Source organism: Croceicoccus sp. Ery15, from assembly GCF_020985305.1.
Classification (GTDB): Bacteria; Pseudomonadota; Alphaproteobacteria; order Sphingomonadales; family Sphingomonadaceae; genus Croceicoccus.
Map to the genome: position 1 here is coordinate 3221691 of NZ_CP087588.1, position 19702 is coordinate 3241392.

The window sequence follows — 19702 nt, forward strand, 5'->3', positions numbered from 1 at the left end:
CACTGGCTCGGGCGCGCCTTGTGTGCGGCGGCAAACAACGCAAAACCGTCCGACAGGGGGACGGACCATGGGGAATGGCGCGGATCCTTCATGACGGTAACGTTCATCGGGTTGATCATGGCCGCCATCGGCCTGCTGCTGCTTATTCGCGGATCGCTGGCGGGCATGCTGGCTTTTCTGATGCTGTCGGGCATGATGGGCGGCTCTGCGGCGATCATCTTAACGGCGGTGGGTGGTTCATCCATCCCGCCAGCCCAGTTTGCGCTGGCCTTTATCTGGCTGCGCATGGTGATCCCAGGCAGTCGATTTCTCGACTCGCTCGGCCCCGCGTTTAAGGAAAATCTCTGGCTGATCGTTTTCGTCGTTTACGGTCTGGTGATTGCTTATGTCGGGCCGCGCCTTTTTGCGGGGCAGATCAATGTTACGCCGCTGCGATTCGAAGGGGGTGACGGCGGTCTTTTCGATACATCGCCGCTGATGCCGACATCGCAGAACATGACCGCGTCGGTCTATCTGATCGGCGCATTACTGACGGCGGTGGCCACCTATGTCGCCTGTATCTATCGTGGCGGCGCCAATGCACTGGTCAAGACTGCAGTGGTGATCGCATGGTTCCATTCGATTACGGGCATTATGGGGGCGGTCGGGCGCGGCACTCCGATTGAAACCTTCTTCACACTGCTGCGCAACGCCAATTACACCCAGCATAATCAAGCCTATGAGGGGTTCATCCGCATCAACGGCATCTTCCCCGAACCGTCGTCATGGGCCGCCTTTGCCTTTTCGTGGTTCGTGTTTCTGGCAGAATGCTGGTATCGCTCGATCGAGCCAAAGGCGACGGGTCGCGCGGCATTGCTGCTGGGGCTGGTGATGTTCTTCTCCACCTCTTCTTCTGCCTATGTCGGGCTGGGCGGTTACGCGCTGTTCTTCGCGGCGCGAATTGCGCTGTTCCCCACACTTGCCAGCCATTCGCGCATCAAGGAGGCGGCGATCATCGGGCTGGCCGGCGCGGTGCTAACGGCGATCCTGCTGGCCGCACTGCCAGCCTTTACCGAAGCGATCGGCGAGATGATCGACGACATGCTATTTGCCAAGGCCGATAGCGAATCCGGACGCCAGCGCTTGTTCTGGGCGCTGCAGGGCCTGGACAGTTTCGTTGTTTCATGGGGCCTAGGCATCGGGCCGGGCAGTTTCCGATCATCCAGCCTTGCGACGGCCATTATCGGTTCGTGCGGCGTGATCGGTGTGGTCAGCTTTGTGGCTTATCTGCTGGCGGTATTCGAACCGCGACGCGGTTCTTCATGGGGTGCGTCGGGGTCGCTTGCTGCACGACTTGGCGGGGCGGCGGCGACCGCGGCGGTGGTCTCGCAAATTCCTTCGCTGGTCGCAGCGCCTTCGCCAGTGCCGACAGGGGAATTCGCCATTCTTGCTGGCGCGGCGCTGGCATTGCGGCGCGTGAAGCCGCGCAACATGCAGCAAGGTGGCGACGGCGAGGCGGATGCCGGAATCGAGGTGGAGGAATTACCTCCCCTCCGTCGCGGCTGGCGTATCAGCGAGTAGCAGGTAAATAAGCGGCTTCGCGCCATTCAGTTGAATCGCCGGAAGAATTTGCGCGGGGCCGTTGAGGCCGCCGCGCGCATTGCCGGGATCAATTCGCCGGGATCAATGGACGGCGTCGTCGCTGTCGATGCTGTCTGCCATAGAGCGGAGGAGGTCGGGCAGGACATCGCGCATGCCCAGCATGTCATAGAAATTCACTGTCGCACCCAGCATGGCCATGCCTATTGCTTCAGGGCGGAATCCGCTGCTGATCAGCAGGCGATACCCGTCCAGCATGCGCTTTGACACATGGGCGAACGCTTCGAACGGCGGAGTGCCGCCATCGCCTTGCGGATCGGGAAGGAAAGGCAGAGCGGGGGTGCCGTCTTCGTCGTCCAAATTCCATCCTTCCTGCATCAGACCCGCTTTCAAATTGTGATCGAACATATGCCGTCGCCTCTTGTGGCCGTGATTGGAAATGTTCCGCGATGACACATCCTGCGCCAATCTAGCCGATGCAATTGACATGAAAAGTATCCCTATCCGTGCGCGCACCCTATGACTCGAAATCGATGGCCGAAGTCCGAAAGGCTAGAGAAACACCGCATTCCTGCCCTTCCCGTTGGACAGGAGGCAATTTCCCGACAGGATTATCAGGGTTTGTCAGAAACATGCGGGTCGGTCGCAAAACGGTGCAACGATCGCGGCAGGTGCTAAATCGGGGTATGCCGCGAATAGATTATGGCCGAACCTGCCCCCTTGGCGCATGGTCGCGGCGGATTTCCCGGCATTCTGGCGCTGCGCGCTTTTTCACTGCGCATTAGATGTGCCAATTTGAAATCAAACCGGCAAAGCCGTTTCATGGCTGTAATCTATGTTATTGAATTCGGAACAATACCGATGAGAGTCGCTCTACACTAATGCTAGCCCGCAAAGTCTTCGCATCCTCGGCATTTCTGACCGGCAGCCGGTTTCTGGGTCGTGGCCTGGATATTCTGGCTGCGCTGGTCATGGCGCGTTTCCTGTCGCCCGCCGATTTCGGTGTGGTGACAATCGGCCTTGCCGCGCTGATGGTGCTTGAATCCTTTACCGAATTGCCGGTTGAGGATGCGCTGCTGCGGGAAAAGCAGCTGCTGCGCGAGGATGTCGACACGGCCTTCACCCTGTCGGCGCTGCGCGGACTGGGCGTGGGCGCCCTGTTGTGCGCGGCGGCAGTGCCGCTGGCGATGATCTATGACGATAACCGGCTGGTGCTTCTGATCGCCCTTTTGGGCATCGCGCCGGTCGCGCGCGGCTTGCGAAGCCCGATGATGGTCGCCTTTGCGCGGGAGGTGAATTACAAGCCCGCAGCGACGATCGACGCGATTTGTCGCATCACCTCGTTTGTATTGGCGGTCGCGTGTGCCTGGTATACGCAATCCTATCTTTCGCTGGTGCTGCTGTCGGTCACGCCGCAAATTATCGAGATGATCGCCACCCATGTGCTGGCGCCCTATCGCCCGCATTTCACATTGCGCAAGATGCGTTTCATCCTGTCATTCGCGGGACAGGTCACGATCTCTCGCGTTATGGCGACCATCTCGACAGAGGGCGACCGGTTTATCGTGGGTGGCTTTGTCGGCAAGGCTGCGCTGGGCTTCTTTTCGATGGGTCGCAGTGTTGCGACGACGGCAAGCTGGTCGATGGCCATGCCCCTGCTGGCGGTGATGTATCCCGGCCTGGCGCAGATCAGGGAAGAACCTGCGCGCTTCCGGCGCAGCTATCTGCGCGGGCAGGCGATGGTTGTGTTCGCGATCCTGCCGCTGTCGCTGGCGCTGGCCGTATTGGCCGAACCGCTGGTGCGGCTGGGGCTGGGCGAGGAATGGCTGCCGGTCGTGCCTGTGATGCAGGCAATTTCAATATTGAACGCGGCGGCGACCTTTTCGATGCCGGCCCATTCGCTGGCCATGGCGACCGGCGAGATACGGCAAATGATCTGGCGCGAGTTCGCGACCCTGATTGTTTCGATACCGGCCGTGACGTTCGGCGCGATCCATTACGGATTGATTGGCGCGGTGATGGGGCGCGTGCTGGCAGGGCTGGTACATACTGCGATGAGCCTGCAGATGGTGTCGCGTCTTGCCGATGTCAGTATTGGCACGCAACTCGCGAACCCGTGGCGATCGGTATTGTCGAGCGCGGTATTCGCCGCCACGCTCTATATCGTTTCGAACGGAATGCCCGGCGACAGCTGGATCGAACTGGTCGTGCAACTGGGCGTGGCGGGCATTGCTGCAGGGCTGGCCTATGTGGCGGTGCATTTGGCACTGTGGAAGTTGTCGGGCCTGCCCGGCGATAGCCCCGAACATTTCCTGATCGATCTGATGCATTCAGGCTTGCGCCGTTTCGGCTCTGCACAAGCCCAGTCCTGATTGGCCTAGGCGCCATCCCCGCTGCCGCCGGGGATCTCCAGCGTGATCATCAACGGCAAATGGTCCGATCCGCGTTTGGGGCCAGTGCGGACATCGACGGCGCGTACCCTGCCGCGCAGATACAGCTGGTCCAGCGGCAGTCGCAACATTGCCGAATTGCGTGCAGGCCAGCTGGTTGCAAAGCCGGTGGCAAGGCGGAAATTACCGCTATCGCCAATGCTGCGGACAGCATGCGTCCATGGTGCCGAATTGAAATCGCCGGTCATGACCGACGGTCCGTTCACTCCTGCCGCAGCCTTGCGCATGGGGACGACCCAATCTTTCTGTTCGCCCATCGGCCAAGGCCGGTCGAGATGCGCGGCAAGGACGGTAAATGCCCTGCCATTAACATCCAGCGTCGCGGTCAGCGCCGACAGTGCCTTGCGGTTGTCCGCATCGCCATCGCCCGCAAGCGATTGCGAAGCCAGCAGCGGATAGCGTGAGAATAACACGGTCGAACATGGATAATGCACCGAACAGGACACCATCGTGGGATATTTGTCCTGCAACGCCTTGCCCCAATGCTTTTGCATTCGGCTAGCTTCCAGCAGAACAAGTATATCTGCATCCTGCGCCGCCAGCCATTCGGCATCGCGCGCGGATTGCGGATTGGACTTCAGCATATTGAATTCGATGATGCGGATCGTTTGGGTGCGGTGCTCCATGGGTGGGGCGCTTTTCAGCAGCGGACGAAATATCAGCAGTCCGGTAGCCAGCGCGGCCAGCATTACCGCGATACCCACTCCCAGCGCTCGCAGATCGCGCAGGAACCAGCAGGCAGCAGCAGTGCCGATCACCAGCAGTGGCCACCAGATGGCGGCGCCGATATTGATGTTGTCGGCCAGCGGCAGAAATACGCCCGACCATGAAACCGCCATCGTCAATGCTGCCAGCACCAGTATCGCCACCGCAGCCTTGCGCCGCAACCGATGCCGACGATGCCTGTCCGTCAAAGCGAAAGCAGGGTGTTGATCAGGTTCCGCGCAGCGCGGTCCCATGTCAGCTGATCGGCGCGGTCGAGGGCCCGGGCGGACAGATCGCTGCGATCCCGCGATCCGTCATAGACAGCCGCGATCGCAGCGGCCCACGCCGCAGGGTCGTCCTGCGCGACATATAACGCACCATCGCCGCAGGCTTCGGGCAGGGCGCCGCAAGGCGCGACGATGGCCGGTGTGCCTAGCCGCATGGCCTCCAGCGGGGGCAGCCCGAAACCTTCGGTCGTGGATGGAAAAGCGAAAACCGCGGCACTTTCGTACAAAGCGCGCAATTCGCCATCGCTGACCCGGCCGGTGAAAAGGACATTCGATGGAACGTCATAGCCTGCCGACACGAATTTCTCGCGGCTGGTCGAACCGAACAGCACCAAAGTGCGATCCTGCAACTCGGGACGAGCAAAGGCGCGCAACAGTACCGCGATATTCTTGTGCGCCTGAAGGCTGGAGAGAGCCAGCGTATAGCTGCCCTTTGCCAGATTCAGCCGTTTCAGCACAGCATCGTCTGCATTGTCGGCCAGCACATGGTCACATCCGTTATGGATAACGGTGATCTTTTCGGCGGGGGCGACCTTTGCGCTGATGATCTGGTCACGCGAATATTCCGATACCGTCAGTATGCGCCGGTGTCTTTTGCCCGCCATCGGCTGTTGCAAACGATACCAGCGGCGAAAACTGGACGAATAGCTTGCGGGCGATAGCAGAACCTGCACATCATGCATCATCGTCACCGCATTGCGGCGCAGCACGGGCCCCACGTTGCACAGGCTGACCACAGTTGCGCGACCTGCGCGCAGTGGCAACGTCAATTGTTCCCATGCGTTACCGTTCAGCGGGCCCACCACCCGATAGGGCAGGCCCAGCACTTTCGCGCGGCTTTGTGCGTCGGACGGTATCCATAATTCCAGCGATATGCGGCGGGCAAGCGACAGATCACTGGCGATCAACGCATGGGCATGACGGACCAGTTCCGTCGCAACCCGGTGCACGCCGACCGGCTCGGTAGCCAGAAACCGGCCATTCACGATGAAACGCCGTGCCGCCCTGCCGGCGCCGCTGGAATCGGACGGCAAAACGCAATCCAGCACAGGGGTGTGCGAAACCGGCGCGGCCTCGGCAGCGGGATGGCGGGCTCCGTTGTCGAGCAGGTCGTGCATAATACCCCCAAGCTGCAGCCTTGGCTTGTGAAGAACAAGCGCGCAAACGGATGATCGGCCGATCTTACGGGCATCCGGCGGCAGCACCAAGTGCAAGAATGATGTCGACTTAAACGATGCGCGGCTGCGGAAGCGGCACAATGAATTTGCCGCCTGCCTCGCGATAGGCGCCTTGCTGGGCAAGAATCTCATCGGCAAAATTCCATGCCAGCAGCAAGGTATATTCGGGCCGTTCCTCGAACAGAGCCTCTGGCGGGCGGATCGGAATATGGACGCCGGGCATCAGCAGGCCCTGCTTGTGCGTCGATATATCGGCGACGAAATTGATATGGTGCCGTCCCAGACCGCAGGCATTCAGCAATGCCGCTCCTTTCGCCGCCGCGCCATAGGCTGCAACGGAATGACCCCTGGATCGCAAATCCTCGATCATGGCGACAAGGCTGTCGCGCAGCACGGCCGCGTCATCCGCCAGATCATCGAAAAACGCGCGCGATGCGATGCCGATGGCGCGCTCTTCGGCTAGCAGATCCAGCACGCTGGCGTCGCGATCCTCGACCTTCTCGGCAAAAACACGCAGCGAACCGCCGTGGATCGACACGCGTTCGACCCGGTTGATGAACAATCCGTGGGCGCCCAGCAGATTATCCAGCGCGGTCAGCGAGAAATAGCACATGTGCTGATGGTGGATCGTATCGAACTGCACGCTTTCGACCAGATCGCGCAGATAGGGCACCTCGATCACGGCCGTACCATCGGGCTTTAACAAAGTGGCGATGCCGGTGACGAAACCGCGCAGATCGTCGGCATGGGTCAGCACATTATTGGCATGGACGATATCGGCGGGTCCGCGCCTTTGCCGCACATCATGGGCAAGGTTGGATGTGAAGAATTCGGGCATGGTATCGACCCGCCCTGCCCGCGCCGCCTTGGCCGGACCTTCCGCCGGATCGATGCCCAGCACGGTCACGCCCGCCGCGACGTAATTCTTCAGCAGATAGCCGTCATTGCTCCCGATCTCGACCACAAGGCTCGATCGGTCGAGCCGCCGCTCTGCCAGTCGCGCGTCGACATTGGCCTTCGCATGGTCGATCACGGTGCGCGAGACTGAAGAGTAATAAGGGTAATCGTCGGCGAACAGCACTTCGGGCCGCACGGTTTCGGTCAACTGCACCAAGGCGCATTCATGGCACAGGGCGACCACCAGATCGAAACGCGGTTCAGCGCGGCAATCCCATTCCGACGTCAGCAACCGGTCGGCCAGCGGCACTTCGCCCAGATCGAGAAATCGGTGCAGCCGGTCCGATCCGCAGGCGCGGCAGCGATCTTCGGTATGCGAGAGCGGCCGGTTGTCGAACACGGGGTTCAAAAGGCGACCGTCTACAGGCATCAGGCAGCGAGTTTCCGTTCCAGCGGAAAGAAATCGCGGGTTGCGCTGCCCTCGGCCACGCGCTGCCGCAAATGGGCGATGCGGTCGAAACCGGGCCCTTCGAACGCGGTGCCCGACAGACCCTGCGCTTCATAGGCTGCCAGCAATTGCGCGATCCCGTCGCGGCAATTCCAGCGCGGCTGCCAGTCGGGCAGGGCATCGGCGATATGGTCTGCGCTGACGCGATAGCTGCGCGGATCGCGCGCGGCATCGGCGGCATGGGCGATCAGCGCGCCGGGCACCATATCGCGCACCATGCGGGCAAGATCGCGCACGCGGAAATTTTCGGCCGAACGCGCCACGTTGAATATGCCGCGATGCACCTTGTCGCGCGGAGCCTCTGCCGCAGTGGCGAAAGCGTGGGCCAGATCCTCCACATGGATCAGCGGACGCCACGCGCTCCCTTCGCTTTTCAGGCGGACGGTGCGTCGGGTAAAGGCCCATGCGACCAGATTATTGACCACCAGATCGAAACGAAGCCTCGGCGACACGCCATAGGCCGTAGCCCCGCGCAGCGACACGGGGCTGAACCCGCTGTCGGCCAGCGGCATGATGGCGCGCTCTACCTCAACCTTGGATGTGGCATAGGCGCTGACCGGGCGCGGCGCGGCGCTTTCGCCTGCCATACGTCCGCGGCTGTCGCCATAGGCCGCGCAACTCGATGCAAAAATAAAGCGTGAAACGCCCGCAAGCTTGGCCATGCGGGCCAGCACGATCGAGGCAGTGCAATTGATGTCGTCGGTGAGGTCGGGGCGGTATGCGCCCAGTGCATCGTTCGACAATCCGGCCAGATGGATTACCGCGTCGAAACCCGACAGGCGTTCGACCACATCGGGCGCTGCGATGAAATCGCGGATATCCTGACCGATCTGCGGAATCTGTACCGGCGGCGCGCCGAAATCACAGCCGCCGAACAAGTCCGAATCCAGCCCCGCCAGATCGTGCCCGCGATCCAGCAAGACCGGCACCAGAACCGAGCCGATATAGCCCATATGTCCCGTGACCAGGATTTTCATTGCCCCAACCCCTTATTCGACGCGGAGTTCTTTCCGAAAATAGAATCCGACCGAGCCGAGACTAGGGAGCATGACTTAACGATTCGATGCAACTGCGCATAGAGCCATTGCCATGCCCGAAAGGGGCATAAAGCTGTGGGCACCCCGAAAAGGGGGCGATTTATCAGAATGTCAGCTTGATCTGGTGCGGTCGAGAAGACTCGAACTTCCACGGGCTTTCGCCCACAACGACCTCAACGTTGCGCGTCTACCAATTCCGCCACGACCGCATCCAAAGGGGAGAGGCAGGCCCGTTCGCAAATGGGCTGCCCCGTGGTAGGCGCGTGCCATTAGCAACGTCGTTGCGCCTGCGCAACCGGCAAATGCAATTGGCTGAAATGCCCGTGCGCGATGCGGTTTTATCGGCCCGCTATGCGCAATGGCGTCAGCTGGGTTTCCAGCCGATGTCCATGATTTCCGCCGATCGCGGCACATCGGTCACCATCTGGCTGACCTTGACGCTTTCGCCGGGGCCAAGCTCGCTGCGGCTGGCTTCCATTTCCCAGCTATAGACGATCCGCTTTTGCGAATCGCGCAGCACCACCAGCACCGGCGGCACGTGTTCGCTGCGACTGCCGGTATTGGTGATGGTGCCATTGGCCGCGAACAGCAGGCGGCCATTGGGCAATTCGCGGCGGTCCTGATCGTCGAGCGGGAAGTCCAGCACCAGGTTTTCCGATGCAGGTGCAAATGCCGTTTGGCCAAAGGGCAGCCAAGCGGGCGCCCCGAAATAGCGCGCCGCGCCATAAACCACCGCAGCCGCGACCACGAGCAGGACCGCGCAGATCAGCAGCAGGCGTTTCCACCGGCTTTCGCCCTGATCGAGATCTTCGTATTCGGCATCGACCGGCTCTGCATCCACCTCGGCAAAGGCGGGGGCAGCGGCGGCGGGCTCTTCCTCGACCACCGGGTCGGGTTCGACGTCGATCTCGACCTCGTCGACGATGGTGGCGGTTTCGGTGAATTCATCGATGTCCGCGTCTGCTTCGGCGACTTCGGCAACGGGTTCGGCGGTCGCGGTTGCGCCCACATCGGCCCAGCCGCGCGGCGCGGGCGGCGCATCGCTCCACGCGGTTTCGCTGGCGAAAGGCTCTGGCGCAGGCTCGGCAGGCGCAGGCTCGGCAGGGGGAGGCGCGGGTTCGGCAGCGGGCGCGGGTTGCGGTTCGGTGCTTGCGGCAGGAATTTCTTCCGCCGCCGCGCTCTCGAAACCGTCCTGATGCCAGCTGTGCCGGCATTTGGCGCAGCGAACGATGCGTCCTTGCGCGCCGATGGCGTTGTCGGGCACCGTATAGCGCGTGTGACAGGCGGGACATGCGATCTGCATAAGAAGAATCTAAGCCCGAGACGCGAATCAGGGCAAGTGTTGCGCAGCGAAGGGTTAACGATAGCGCAGTGTTATCCACATCAACGGTCCGCCAAGGGCTCGATTGCGCGCGCCAGATGCTATTGAAGCCATGGTGAAGGGGCGTCCGGGCCCCGCTTAACCCGCTGACGAGAAGAAAGATGCAGGCCACAGGCAGCGGATCGTCCCGTCCAGACCTTGTGAACGATGCCGCATTCGGCAGCGGCGGCCCGCAGGGGCCGGTCGCGCCCGGCGCGCAGCGTTCGCGCGAACCCATTGTGCGGTTCGAAAATGTCGGCCTGCGTTACGGGACCGAGCGCGAGATCCTGTCCGATATCTCGTTCCAGCTGCATCGCGGACGGTTCTATTTCCTGACCGGCCCGTCGGGCGCGGGCAAAACATCGATTTTGAAGCTGCTCTATCTGGCACAAAGCCCGTCGCGCGGGGAAATCGCGCTGTTCGGCGAAGATGCTGTGCATCTGGAACGCGCGGCCCGCCCCGCGTTGCGCCGCCGGATCGGTGTGGTTTTTCAGGATTTCCGCCTGGTCCCCCATCTGACGGTTTACGACAATATCGCCCTGCCGCTGCGGCTGGCGGGGGTGAGCGAGGAAGAAATGCACGGTCCCGTCGACGATATGATCGACTGGGTGGGGCTGGGCGCCAGCCGGCATGCGCGTCCCGAAACCTTGTCGGGCGGGGAACAGCAGCGTGTGGCCATTGCCCGTGCCGTCATCACGCGGCCCGACCTGCTGGTCGCGGACGAGCCGACGGGCAATGTCGATCCCGATATGGCGGTGCGGCTGTTGCGGCTGTTCGGCGCGATGAACCGGCTGGGCACGACCGTTGTGCTGGCAACGCATGACATGACGCTGATGGGGCGGATGAAGGATGCCTCGGTCATGCGGCTGGAGCGCGGGCGGCTGACCGATCCGACCGGCGCACTGCGCAACCCGCCGCACAGCTGGCAACCCGCCGAACGGAATGGCGATCCATGGTAGGGGGCGTGTTTTCCCCCGGCAGGCACGATCTGCGCATCCGGCTGTCGGCGCTGCGGGTCAATCCCGCGCGCTGGACGTTGAAGGCGGGGTCAGATCCCATCATCAAGCAGCGGGCCATCGTGGGGCCGGTGCCATGGGTGATCGCCATCATGACCGCGCTGACCGTGATCGCGGCGGCTGGCGGGCTGGCGCTGGGTTCGATCGCATCGACAGCGAGGGACGAACTGGCGGGCGGGGTGACGATCCAGATCGCCGGTCCGCCCGAGGCAGAGGCCGCGCGGCAGGCCGAAGCGGTCGTGGCGATCCTGTCCGAAGGCGATGGCGTGCAATCTTTGCGCCGCATGGATGAAGACGAACGCGCCGCCCTGATCGAGCCGTGGCTGGGTGATCTGGGGGCGGACGATTCGGGACAGGAAGCGGGTGAGGCCGATGACAGTCTGCTGGTCCTGCCGGAACTGATCGAAGTGCAACTGGCGGGCGAGGCGGACGGGGCAGCGCTGGCCGGATTGCGCGCGCGTATCGTAAAAGCCGCGCCCGACGCGCTGGTCAATGCCGATACCGGCTGGCTGGAACCCGTGGGTCAGGCGATCGAAGCGATGCAATGGCTGGCGTTGGCGCTGGTGGGCGTGCTGGCGCTGGCGACGCTGGCGGCGGTGCTGCTGGCCAGCCGCAGCGCGTTGGCCGCCAATCGCGAGATTATCGAACTAATGCATCTGCTGGGCGCAGCGGACCGGCAAGTGGCGCAATTGTTCCAGCGCGCGGCGGCCGTTGGCGCAGGCATCGGCGGTGCGGCGGGCTTTGCCGTCGCGGTGGCGGTGGTGATCGTTCTGGGCGGACGGTTCGCGGCGCTGGGGCCGGGCGAGGCTGCGCGCGGTTTAAGCGTCTGGCACTGGATATTGCTGGCATTGATCCCTGTGATGGCGACCGTTCTGGCGGCGATCACGGCACGTCTGACGGTGCTGGCGACGCTGCGGCGCATGGTGTGACGGCGCATCACGCTGTGCATCGAAATACGACATTTGCAGCCGGGCGATTGCCCCGCCGCGAAGTGCGGCTTAAAGCCCGTTTGTCATGATCCGCCGCATCCTGTCCTTTCTGTTGCTTGTCTGGGCGATCGGCTTCATCTGGTTCGCCGCCGTTCCTCCGCAACCTGCGGGAGAGGACAAGACCGATGGCATCGTCGTGCTGACGGGCGGCGCGGGCCGTATCGAGCGCGGGGTAGAGGCTTTGCGCGAAGGATGGAGCGGGGCCATGCTGGTATCGGGCGTGGGCCGCGAAGTGAAAGAGGCCGAACTCGCCGCGCAATTCGCCATTCCCTCCAGCCTGATGAACTGCTGCATTACGCTGGGCTATGACGCGGTCGACACGCGCACCAATGCCGAGGAAACGGCGGCATGGATCGCGGCCAACGATGTCGCCAGCATCCGTCTGGTCACGGCCGATTACCATATGCGCCGCGCGGCATCGGACCTGCGTCGCCAGATCGGTCCCGACGTGACGATCCTGCGCGATGCGGTGCACACCGAACCATCGCTCGCCATGCTGTTCCTTGAATATCACAAGCTGCTGATCGGCTGGGTCGCGGCGCTGTTCGACCTGTAGTGCAGCGGATGATGGCGTGGGCTCGCACGATCCTGTTCGCGGTGATCTTCTACACCGGATCGCTGTTCTATGTGCTGGGGGCGACATTGATGCGAGTCCTCTCGCAGCCTGCCTTGATGCGCGTGGCCGAAGGGTGGTCCCATTTCCACCGCTGGTGCGTGCGCCATATTCTGGGCATCGACATCCGGATAGAGGGCGCGCGGCCCGCGATTCAGGCCTTTTATGTGCTGCGCCACGAAAGCTTTTTCGAGGCGATCGATCTGCCGACCTTCTTGCCGGGCCATCCGGTGCCCTTTGCCAAGATCGAATTGATCCGCATCCCGCTATGGGGCGCGCTGGCCACCCGCTATGGCGTGGTCGGCGTGGACCGCGAACGCGGCGCGGCGGCGCTGCGCGACATGAAGCGCAAGGCCGACGCGATCAAACCCACCGGACGCGATTTCGCCCTGTTCCCCGAAGGCACGCGGGTAGAGGTCGGCGCGTCGCCCAAAATGCAATCGGGCCTTTATGGCATTTACCGCCTGCTGGGCCTGCCGATGGTGCCGGTCGCGGTGAACAGCGGGCATTTGTATCACCACATGCCCAAGCGGCGCGGCACCATCATATATCGCATCGGAGAGGTGATCCCCGCCGGTCTTGAACGCGCCGAAGTGGAACGCCGCGTGCGCGAGGCGCTGAATGCGCTGAATCCCGAATTTCAGGCCTGACCCGACTATTTGCCCTGCGTTCCGCCGTGGTCGCGGCGGCCGAAGTCGGGGCGGGCATCGTCCTGCCCTTCCTCGATGATAGAGCGGCGCACGGCGCGGGTCTGGGTGAAATGGTCGAATAGCGCATCCCCGTCGCCCCAGCGGATAGCGCGTTGCAGCGCCGACAGATCCTCGCTGAACCGCTGCAGCACTTCCAGCACGGCCTCTTTGTTCGACAGGAAAACGTCGCGCCACATGGTCGGGTCGGATGCGGCAATGCGGGTGAAATCGCGAAATCCGCCTGCCGAATATTTGATGACTTCGCTGCGGGTCACGTCCTCAAGATCGGATGCGGTGCCGACGATGGTATAGGCGATCAGATGCGGCACATGGCTGGTAATCGCCAGCACCAGATCGTGATGGCGCGCGTCCATCATCTCTACCTTGGCGCCAAGCGCCGTCCAGAATGCGGCGGTGCGATCCGCATCGTCCGGCGCCGCGCCATCGGCAGGCGTCAGAATGCACCAGCGATTGCGGAACAGGCTGGCAAAGCCCGCGTCCGGACCCGAATGTTCGGTGCCCGCGACGGGATGGGCGGGCACGATCGGCTGGCCGGGCAGGGCGGCGGCGATCGCTTCGGCGACCGACTGCTTGCACGATCCCACGTCGCTGATGATCGCATCGGGTTTCAGCGCGCCCTGCAATGTGGCGGCGGCAGCGCCCATCGCATTCACCGGCACGCACAGCACGACCAGATCGGCACCGGCGACGGCGGCCTTGGGGTCGTCGAACACCTCGTGCGCCAGTCCCCGATCGAGCGCGCGGATGCGCACGGCTTCGTCCGCGTCAAATGCGGTAACGCGCGTGTCGGGCAGGGCCTCTTGCGTGGCAAGGCCGATCGACCCGCCGATCAGGCCAAGGCCGATGATGGCGATCTGCCGGAACGGGGTATCGGTCACGACGCGGCCTTTGCGGCGGTGCGGATGGCGGCGGTGATGTCGTCCATCTGCGCATCCGAACCGATGGTGATGCGCAAGGCATGGGGCAGGCCTTGCCCCGGCAAATGCCGCACCGCATAGCCTGCCGCCGCAATGGCATCCTGCGCCGCCTCTGCCGTCAGCGCGCCCTGAAACAGCACCAGCACGAAATTCGCTTCGCTGGGAACGGCGGACAGGCCGTGATTGCCCAATGCCTCGATCGCCGAAACGAAACGCGCGCGGCTGGCGGCATTGGCGTTGCGCGAACGGGTGACGAAATCCTGATCCTCCAGCGCGGCCAGCGCGGCGGCCTGACCCGACAGGGTCACGTTGAACGGTCCGCGAATGCGGTTCAGCGCGTCGGCGATGGCAGGCGCGCCAAAGCCCCAGCCGATCCGTTCGCCCGCAAGGCCATAGATCTTGGAAAAGGTGCGCGTGACCAGCACATTGTCATGCGCCTTGGCCAATGCGATGCCGCCGTCGTCCTCACCCTCGGCCAGATATTCGCCATAGGCCTGATCGACCACCAGCAGCACATCGTTCGGAAGGCCCGCATGCAGCCGCGCCAGCTCTTCCGCGCCGATATAGCGGCCCGTGGGATTGTTCGGGTTGGCAAGAAACACCACGCGCGTCTGCGCGGTCACGCAGGCCAGCAATGCATCGACATCGGTGCCGTAATCGCGGTCGGGTGCGACGACGGGCGTTGCGCCGCAGCGGCGCGTGGCGATGTCGTAAACCGCAAAGCCATAGCGGACATAGACAATCTCGTCCCCCGGCCCTGCATAGGCCTGCGCCGCGATATGCAGGATTTCGTCACTGCCGGTGCCGCACACGATCTGCGCAGGGTTCAGGCCGTAAATTTCGCCGATCTTGGCGCGCAGGGCTTTGGAATCGGGATCGGGATAAATCGCGGGCCCCGCCACCGCCGCCCGCGCGGCCAGCGCCAGCTCGCTGGTGCCCAGTGGGTTTTCGTTGGCCGACAGCTTGATCAACGGCTTGCCGTCCGCGCCCGCCGACTTGCCGGGCACATAGGCATGGATCGCCTCGATCCACGGCTTCATGCGGGGGCCGCCCTTGGCTTCGGGCGCGGTATCGGGGCTGATCTGGCTGTTCATGGGGCTGCGCATTAGCCGCCTGCACCGCATTCGCCAATCGTGCAATTCGCGAAATCACGCCCGCGCGCGCATTGCTATCGTTGACAGAAGGGGCAAGTCGATCCAAGCGCGCCCGAATGGCAGACGCTGGCACGATCCATACCGAAGCCCATGTGCTGAAACTTTCCCGGCCGCTGCTGCTCGACAGCGGACGCAGCCTTGCGCCGGTCGAGGTCGCCTATCAGACATACGGGCGGCTGAATGCGGCCAAGGATAATGCGATCCTTGTCTGCCATGCGCTGACGGGCGACCAGCACCTTGCCAGCCCGCACCCCAAGACGGGCAAGCCCGGCTGGTGGCAGCGCGTGGTGGGGCCGGGCTTGCCGATCGACACCGACCGGTTCTTCGTCATCTGTTCGAACGTGATCGGCAGCTGCATGGGATCGTCCGGTCCGTCCAGCGCGGCAGAGGATGGCGCGCCTTTTGCGATGCGCTTTCCCGTCATCACCATCCGCGACATGGTCCGCGCGCAGGTCGCGCTGGTCGATCAACTGGGTATCGACCGGCTGCATGCGCTGGTCGGCGGGTCGATGGGCGGGATGCAGGTGCTCAGCTGGGCGGCGAACTGGCCCGACCGTTTCGGCGCGGCGCTGGTGCTGGCATCGGCGGCGCGGCACTCCGCGCAGAATATCGCGTTCCACGAAGTCGGGCGGCAGGCGATCATGGCCGATCCCGAATGGAAGGGCGGCGATTATTATGCGGAAAATGTCGACGATCCGCGGAAAGTCGGCCCCGAAAGCGGGCTCGCCGTGGCGCGCATGGCGGCGCATATCACCTATCTGTCGGAACAGGGCCTGACCGAGAAATTCGGACGGAACCTGCAGGACCGCGAAGCCAAGACATTCGGCTTTGACGCCGATTTCCAGGTCGAAAGCTATCTGCGTTATCAGGGTTTGGCCTTTACCGACCGGTTCGATGCGAACAGCTATCTCTATATCACCCGCGCCATGGATTATTTCGATCTGGCCGAGGAACATGGAGGCCGTCTGGCCGAGGCGTTCGCGGGGCTGAAAGCGCGCATGTGCCTCGTCAGCTTCGATACCGACTGGCTTTATCCCACCAGCGAATCGCGGCGGATTGCCCATGCGGTGAATGCGGCGGGCGCGCCGGTCAGCTTCGTCGAATTGTCGGCGCCGTTCGGGCATGACAGCTTTCTGCTGGATGTGCCCGCGCTCGACCGCGTGATCGAGGGTTTCCTGTGATGGTAGCGCCCCAATCCGGCCTGCGGCCCGATCTTGCCGTGATCGCGCAACATGTCGTGCCTGACAGCCGCGTGCTCGACGTGGGGTGCGGCGATGGCGCGTTGATGGCGGCGCTGGTGGCGGGCGGCTGCGACGCGCGCGGGCTGGAGATCGAGCCTGCCAATGTGGCCACCTGCGTATCGCGCGGGCTGTCGGTGCTGCAGGGCGATGCCGACAGCGATCTGGCGTTCTATCCCGACAACAGCGTCGATGTCGCGATCCTGTCGCAAACCTTGCAGACCACGCGCCGTCCCGATCTGGTGATCGAACAATTGCTGCGCATCGCGCCGCGCGGTTTCGTGTCGTTTCCCAATTTCGCCCATTGGCGGGTGCGCGCCAGCCTGATGTTCGGTGGCCATATGCCGGTCACCCGGCTGCTGCCCGAAACATGGTACGACACGCCCAATATCCACCATGTGACGATCGACGATTTCCGCGCTCTGGTGAACCGTCTGGGCCTTTCGGTCGAACGCAGCTGGTTTCTGAAAGGCGGGCGCGTCACCGCGTCGGCGGCGGCGAATTTGCGCGCCGAACATGCGGTGTTCCAGCTCGCCCGTTGACGGTCGCGAGCTAAAATCCGCGCTTCACAAGACGTTCCACGATTCCCCACAGGGGGTGGATAAATCCTGCCCTTAATCCGCTTGATGCTTGCCGGTGTGATAGGCATTACCCTGCTCTATGAATCAGTACGACCCTGTCCCCCTTCATGCCGTTTCCCCTGCCGATCAGGATGCACCCGCGCGCGTGCTGCCCTCTAACGTAGAGGCGGAGGCCGCCTTTCTGGGCGCGGTGCTGATTGACAATCGCGTTCTGGAAGAATTGCCGGTCAATCTGAACGCGGACCATTTCTTCGAACCGCTGCATTCGCGCATTTTCGAACGCATCATGGTGCTGATCGACCGCAAGGCGGTGGTCACGCCGGTCACGCTGAAACCGTATTTCGAGGATGACGAGGCGCTGAAGGAGCTGGGCGGGATTTCCTATCTCGCCCGGCTGACCGCCGATCCGCACGCACTGCTCGCGCCCAAGGAACTGGCGCAGCAAGTGTTCGATCTGGCGCTGCTGCGCGAACTGGTATCGGTGGGCCGCCAGCTGGTGACCGATGCGATGGACACGTCCGAAACGGTCGAGCCGATGCAACAGATCGAGCGGGCCGAAAGCTCTCTGTTCAAAGTGGCCGAGGGCGCATCGACCGGCAGCGAAACGCAGAGCTTTGCTGATGCGACGCGGACGTCGATCAAAATGATCGAACAGGCGCTGAATTCCGGCGGCCATGTTTCGGGCACCACGACCGGCTTCAACTCGATCAACGAGAAGACCGGCGGGCTGCACGATTCCGACCTTATCATCCTTGCCGGTCGGCCCGGCATGGGCAAATCCTCGCTCGCCACCAATATCGCGTTCAACACGGCGAACCGGCTACGCCGCGATCTGGCGGACGGGATCAGTGAAGAGGAATCGGTGGGCGCGGCGGTGGCGCTGTTCTCACTGGAAATGAGCGCGGACCAGCTGGCCACGCGTATCCTTGCCGAGAATTCGGGCATCAGCTCGCACAACCTCCGCATGGGCAAGATCAGCCGCGAGGATTTTCAGGCGCTGTCGCGCGCGTCGCAGGAGCTTAACGAGCTTCCGCTGTTTATCGACGATTCGCCGGGCCTGTCGATCGCGGCGCTGCGTGCGCGTGCGCGGCGGTTGAAGCGGCGGCATAATATCGGGCTGGTCGTGGTCGATTATCTGCAATTGCTGCAGGGTTCGGGCCGCGCAAACGACAACCGCGTGAACGAGATTTCGGAAATTTCACGCGGCCTGAAAACGCTGGCCAAGGAAATCCAGGTCCCCGTGATCGCGCTGTCACAGCTGTCGCGTGCGGTGGAACAGCGCGACGACAAGCGCCCGATGCTGTCCGACCTGCGCGAATCCGGCTCGATCGAGCAGGACGCCGATATGGTCTGGTTCATTTATCGTGAAGATTACTATGTCGCCTCGCGCGAGCCGAAACGCCCGCTGGAAACCGACGAGGCCAAGGTGCACGAGGCGCATGCCGCATGGGCCGCCGAAATGGAACGCGTGTTCGGTCTGGCCGAGCTGATTGTCGCCAAGCAGCGCCACGGCTCCACCGGCAAGGTCCGGCTGCGCTTTGAACCGCGTATCACCCGGTTCAGCGATCTGGCCGAGGACGATTATTCCAGCGATTACGATTAAGAGGCGGCAGACCTAGTCAGCGCGCATCTGTGCCTATTCAGCCAGTTCCTTCTTTGCCAGTTCGGCCTGCGCCCTGAATACCGGATCGGCCTGAAGTCGGGCGAAGGTGGCCGATGCGATGTTCCGGCCCGATACGGTGTCGCTATACCAATGGACGCGGCAGACGACGCGGCTTTGGCCAAAATCATAGCCGCGTTTCAGTATCTCGTTCTCTTTCGCGGGGACCAGTTCGGTCAGCACCAGCGCCAGCATCCAGCCGATGGCGGTGTGGCCTGACGGGTAAGATCCGTCGGTCCGCAGCACCTCTTCCTCGTCGGGCGTGCAGCTTCCCGCCTCGTTCTCGACAAAGGGGCGAACGCGCTGGTAATGGTTCTTGGCGCGATAGGTGGACAGGCCCGCATCGGTCATCGCGCGGCGCAGCAGCATTTCGGTATGGGGTTTCGACCCGTCGGACAGCGACATGCCGACGATGGGTTCGAACGACGATACCACATGCGGCCAGTTCAGATCGGCGTCCGACGCAGCCAGGGCCTGTCGTTCGGGCGGGGCGGAAATCGCATCGACATAGGCTTGCTGGTCGGCGGCCTTGGCAGCGGTTCCTGCGGCAGGTGGGGGTGGCAGCAAGGCCAGGCTATCGGGCGCATCGGCAGGGGCTAAATAACCTTTGGGCAGCGGGTAATTCTCGCTGATCACACCGACTTCCTCGATCGAGGTGGGAGGGGTGTTGGCGGTCGTATCGACCGGCGCGAGGGCTGTTGTGGCGCAAGCGGCGGGCAGCCACGCGGCCCCCGCGATCAGCAGCAGTGTCCATGATTTCGCCATCATACAGTCCCCCGGTTATGGATCGTCGGGACCGGTGCTATCGGTAGAACGGAGCGGGG

At 63.0% G+C, this 19702-nt stretch carries 18 protein-coding genes and 1 tRNA gene; 9 read left to right on the forward strand and 10 right to left on the reverse strand.

Features of this window, described 5'->3' with window-relative positions:
* Positions 1 to 90: 90 nt before the first annotated feature.
* Positions 91 to 1560, forward strand: coding sequence for a glycoside hydrolase (locus tag LOZ77_RS15750; RefSeq protein WP_230279919.1), 1470 nt, complete (start codon positions 91 to 93; stop codon positions 1558 to 1560).
* 102 nt (positions 1561 to 1662) lie between these two features.
* On the opposite strand, the gene LOZ77_RS15755 is transcribed toward LOZ77_RS15750, so the two are convergent.
* Positions 1663 to 1986, reverse strand: a complete 324-nt coding sequence (locus LOZ77_RS15755; protein ID WP_230279920.1) for a hypothetical protein — start codon at positions 1984 to 1986, stop codon at positions 1663 to 1665.
* A 473-nt stretch (positions 1987 to 2459) separates the two neighbouring features.
* Here LOZ77_RS15755 and LOZ77_RS15760 point away from each other — a divergent pair, with 473 nt between their 5' ends.
* Entirely contained in the window at positions 2460 to 3950 is a 1491-nt protein-coding gene (locus LOZ77_RS15760) for a lipopolysaccharide biosynthesis protein (RefSeq protein WP_230279921.1), read from the forward strand.
* 5 nt (positions 3951 to 3955) lie between these two features.
* Here LOZ77_RS15760 and LOZ77_RS15765 read toward each other — a convergent pair whose 3' ends face one another.
* The 6 genes from LOZ77_RS15765 to LOZ77_RS15790 all read right to left on the reverse strand — a co-directional run bounded on the left by LOZ77_RS15765 (position 3956) and on the right by LOZ77_RS15790 (position 9943).
* Positions 3956 to 4915 carry an endonuclease/exonuclease/phosphatase family protein gene (locus LOZ77_RS15765; RefSeq protein WP_230279922.1) on the reverse strand — a complete coding sequence of 320 codons (960 nt, stop codon included), beginning with the start codon at positions 4913 to 4915 and terminating at the stop codon, positions 3956 to 3958.
* A 23-nt stretch (positions 4916 to 4938) separates the two neighbouring features.
* Positions 4939 to 6138: a glycosyltransferase family 1 protein gene (locus LOZ77_RS15770; RefSeq protein WP_230279923.1), complete on the reverse strand. Its 1200-nt coding sequence runs from the start codon at positions 6136 to 6138 to the stop codon at positions 4939 to 4941.
* Between the two features lie 109 nt (positions 6139 to 6247).
* Positions 6248 to 7525, reverse strand: a complete 1278-nt coding sequence (locus LOZ77_RS15775; protein ID WP_230279924.1) for a class I SAM-dependent methyltransferase — start codon at positions 7523 to 7525, stop codon at positions 6248 to 6250.
* On the reverse strand, positions 7525 to 8580 hold the full coding sequence (locus tag LOZ77_RS15780; RefSeq protein ID WP_230279925.1) for an NAD(P)-dependent oxidoreductase: 1056 nt from the start codon (positions 8578 to 8580) through the stop codon (positions 7525 to 7527). Before LOZ77_RS15780 ends, LOZ77_RS15775 begins: the two co-directional genes overlap by 1 nt.
* Before the next feature lie 182 nt (positions 8581 to 8762).
* Positions 8763 to 8849: transfer RNA gene (locus LOZ77_RS15785), tRNA-Leu, on the reverse strand.
* Between the two features lie 155 nt (positions 8850 to 9004).
* Entirely contained in the window at positions 9005 to 9943 is a 939-nt protein-coding gene (locus LOZ77_RS15790; RefSeq protein ID WP_230279926.1) for a zinc-ribbon domain-containing protein, read from the reverse strand.
* Positions 9944 to 10122: 179 nt separating this feature from the next.
* Between LOZ77_RS15790 and ftsE the strand changes: the two genes are divergently transcribed.
* The 4 genes from ftsE to LOZ77_RS15810 all read left to right on the forward strand — a co-directional run bounded on the left by ftsE (position 10123) and on the right by LOZ77_RS15810 (position 13268).
* Positions 10123 to 10959, forward strand: coding sequence for a cell division ATP-binding protein FtsE (ftsE, locus tag LOZ77_RS15795; RefSeq protein ID WP_230279927.1), 837 nt, complete (start codon positions 10123 to 10125; stop codon positions 10957 to 10959).
* The gene (locus LOZ77_RS15800) at positions 10953 to 11945 is read left to right on the forward strand and encodes an ABC transporter permease (protein ID WP_230279928.1); all 993 of its coding nucleotides are present in this window, start codon (positions 10953 to 10955) and stop codon (positions 11943 to 11945) included. The genes ftsE and LOZ77_RS15800 overlap by 7 nt, the downstream gene beginning before the upstream one ends.
* An 85-nt stretch (positions 11946 to 12030) precedes the next feature.
* Positions 12031 to 12561: a YdcF family protein gene (locus tag LOZ77_RS15805; protein WP_230279929.1), complete on the forward strand. Its 531-nt coding sequence runs from the start codon at positions 12031 to 12033 to the stop codon at positions 12559 to 12561.
* 8 nt (positions 12562 to 12569) lie between these two features.
* Complete coding sequence (locus tag LOZ77_RS15810) at positions 12570 to 13268, forward strand: lysophospholipid acyltransferase family protein (protein ID WP_370638025.1); 699 nt, start codon at positions 12570 to 12572, stop codon at positions 13266 to 13268.
* 5 nt (positions 13269 to 13273) lie between these two features.
* Here LOZ77_RS15810 and LOZ77_RS15815 read toward each other — a convergent pair whose 3' ends face one another.
* Positions 13274 to 14206 (reverse strand): prephenate/arogenate dehydrogenase family protein, encoded by a 933-nt coding sequence (locus tag LOZ77_RS15815; RefSeq protein ID WP_230279930.1) that lies wholly within the window; start codon positions 14204 to 14206, stop codon positions 13274 to 13276.
* Positions 14203 to 15339 (reverse strand): histidinol-phosphate transaminase, encoded by a 1137-nt coding sequence (gene hisC, locus LOZ77_RS15820; RefSeq protein ID WP_230279931.1) that lies wholly within the window; start codon positions 15337 to 15339, stop codon positions 14203 to 14205. Before hisC ends, LOZ77_RS15815 begins: the two co-directional genes overlap by 4 nt.
* Before the next feature lie 116 nt (positions 15340 to 15455).
* Here hisC and LOZ77_RS15825 point away from each other — a divergent pair, with 116 nt between their 5' ends.
* From LOZ77_RS15825 to LOZ77_RS15835, 3 genes are all read left to right on the forward strand, one after another.
* Positions 15456 to 16580, forward strand: coding sequence for a homoserine O-acetyltransferase (locus tag LOZ77_RS15825; RefSeq protein WP_230279932.1), 1125 nt, complete (start codon positions 15456 to 15458; stop codon positions 16578 to 16580).
* Positions 16580 to 17179 carry a methionine biosynthesis protein MetW gene (metW, locus tag LOZ77_RS15830; protein WP_230279933.1) on the forward strand — a complete coding sequence of 200 codons (600 nt, stop codon included), beginning with the start codon at positions 16580 to 16582 and terminating at the stop codon, positions 17177 to 17179. The genes LOZ77_RS15825 and metW overlap by 1 nt, the downstream gene beginning before the upstream one ends.
* A gap of 118 nt (positions 17180 to 17297) precedes the next feature.
* Positions 17298 to 18821, forward strand: a complete 1524-nt coding sequence (locus LOZ77_RS15835; RefSeq protein WP_230279934.1) for a replicative DNA helicase — start codon at positions 17298 to 17300, stop codon at positions 18819 to 18821.
* 33 nt (positions 18822 to 18854) lie between these two features.
* Here LOZ77_RS15835 and LOZ77_RS15840 read toward each other — a convergent pair whose 3' ends face one another.
* Positions 18855 to 19646 (reverse strand): phosphatase PAP2 family protein, encoded by a 792-nt coding sequence (locus tag LOZ77_RS15840; RefSeq protein WP_230279935.1) that lies wholly within the window; start codon positions 19644 to 19646, stop codon positions 18855 to 18857.
* Positions 19647 to 19702: the final 56 nt, after the last annotated feature.

Bases quoted from the DNA above. Each gene is read 5' to 3' on its own strand.
- LOZ77_RS15750 (WP_230279919.1), top strand. From the start codon at position 91: ATGACGGTAACGTTCATCGGGTTGATCATGGCCGCCATCGGCCTGCTG.
- LOZ77_RS15755 (WP_230279920.1), bottom strand. From the start codon at position 1,986: ATGTTCGATCACAATTTGAAAGCGGGTCTGATGCAGGAAGGATGGAAT.
- LOZ77_RS15760 (WP_230279921.1), top strand. From the start codon at position 2,460: ATGCTAGCCCGCAAAGTCTTCGCATCCTCGGCATTTCTGACCGGCAGC.
- LOZ77_RS15770 (WP_230279923.1), bottom strand. From the start codon at position 6,138: ATGCACGACCTGCTCGACAACGGAGCCCGCCATCCCGCTGCCGAGGCC.
- LOZ77_RS15775 (WP_230279924.1), bottom strand. From the start codon at position 7,525: ATGCCTGTAGACGGTCGCCTTTTGAACCCCGTGTTCGACAACCGGCCG.
- LOZ77_RS15780 (WP_230279925.1), bottom strand. From the start codon at position 8,580: ATGAAAATCCTGGTCACGGGACATATGGGCTATATCGGCTCGGTTCTG.
- LOZ77_RS15790 (WP_230279926.1), bottom strand. From the start codon at position 9,943: ATGCAGATCGCATGTCCCGCCTGTCACACGCGCTATACGGTGCCCGAC.
- ftsE (WP_230279927.1), top strand. From the start codon at position 10,123: ATGCAGGCCACAGGCAGCGGATCGTCCCGTCCAGACCTTGTGAACGAT.
- LOZ77_RS15800 (WP_230279928.1), top strand. From the start codon at position 10,953: ATGGTAGGGGGCGTGTTTTCCCCCGGCAGGCACGATCTGCGCATCCGG.
- LOZ77_RS15805 (WP_230279929.1), top strand. From the start codon at position 12,031: ATGATCCGCCGCATCCTGTCCTTTCTGTTGCTTGTCTGGGCGATCGGC.
- LOZ77_RS15810 (WP_370638025.1), top strand. From the start codon at position 12,570: ATGATGGCGTGGGCTCGCACGATCCTGTTCGCGGTGATCTTCTACACC.
- hisC (WP_230279931.1), bottom strand. From the start codon at position 15,339: ATGAACAGCCAGATCAGCCCCGATACCGCGCCCGAAGCCAAGGGCGGC.
- LOZ77_RS15825 (WP_230279932.1), top strand. From the start codon at position 15,456: ATGGCAGACGCTGGCACGATCCATACCGAAGCCCATGTGCTGAAACTT.
- metW (WP_230279933.1), top strand. From the start codon at position 16,580: ATGGTAGCGCCCCAATCCGGCCTGCGGCCCGATCTTGCCGTGATCGCG.
- LOZ77_RS15835 (WP_230279934.1), top strand. From the start codon at position 17,298: ATGAATCAGTACGACCCTGTCCCCCTTCATGCCGTTTCCCCTGCCGAT.
- LOZ77_RS15840 (WP_230279935.1), bottom strand. From the start codon at position 19,646: ATGATGGCGAAATCATGGACACTGCTGCTGATCGCGGGGGCCGCGTGG.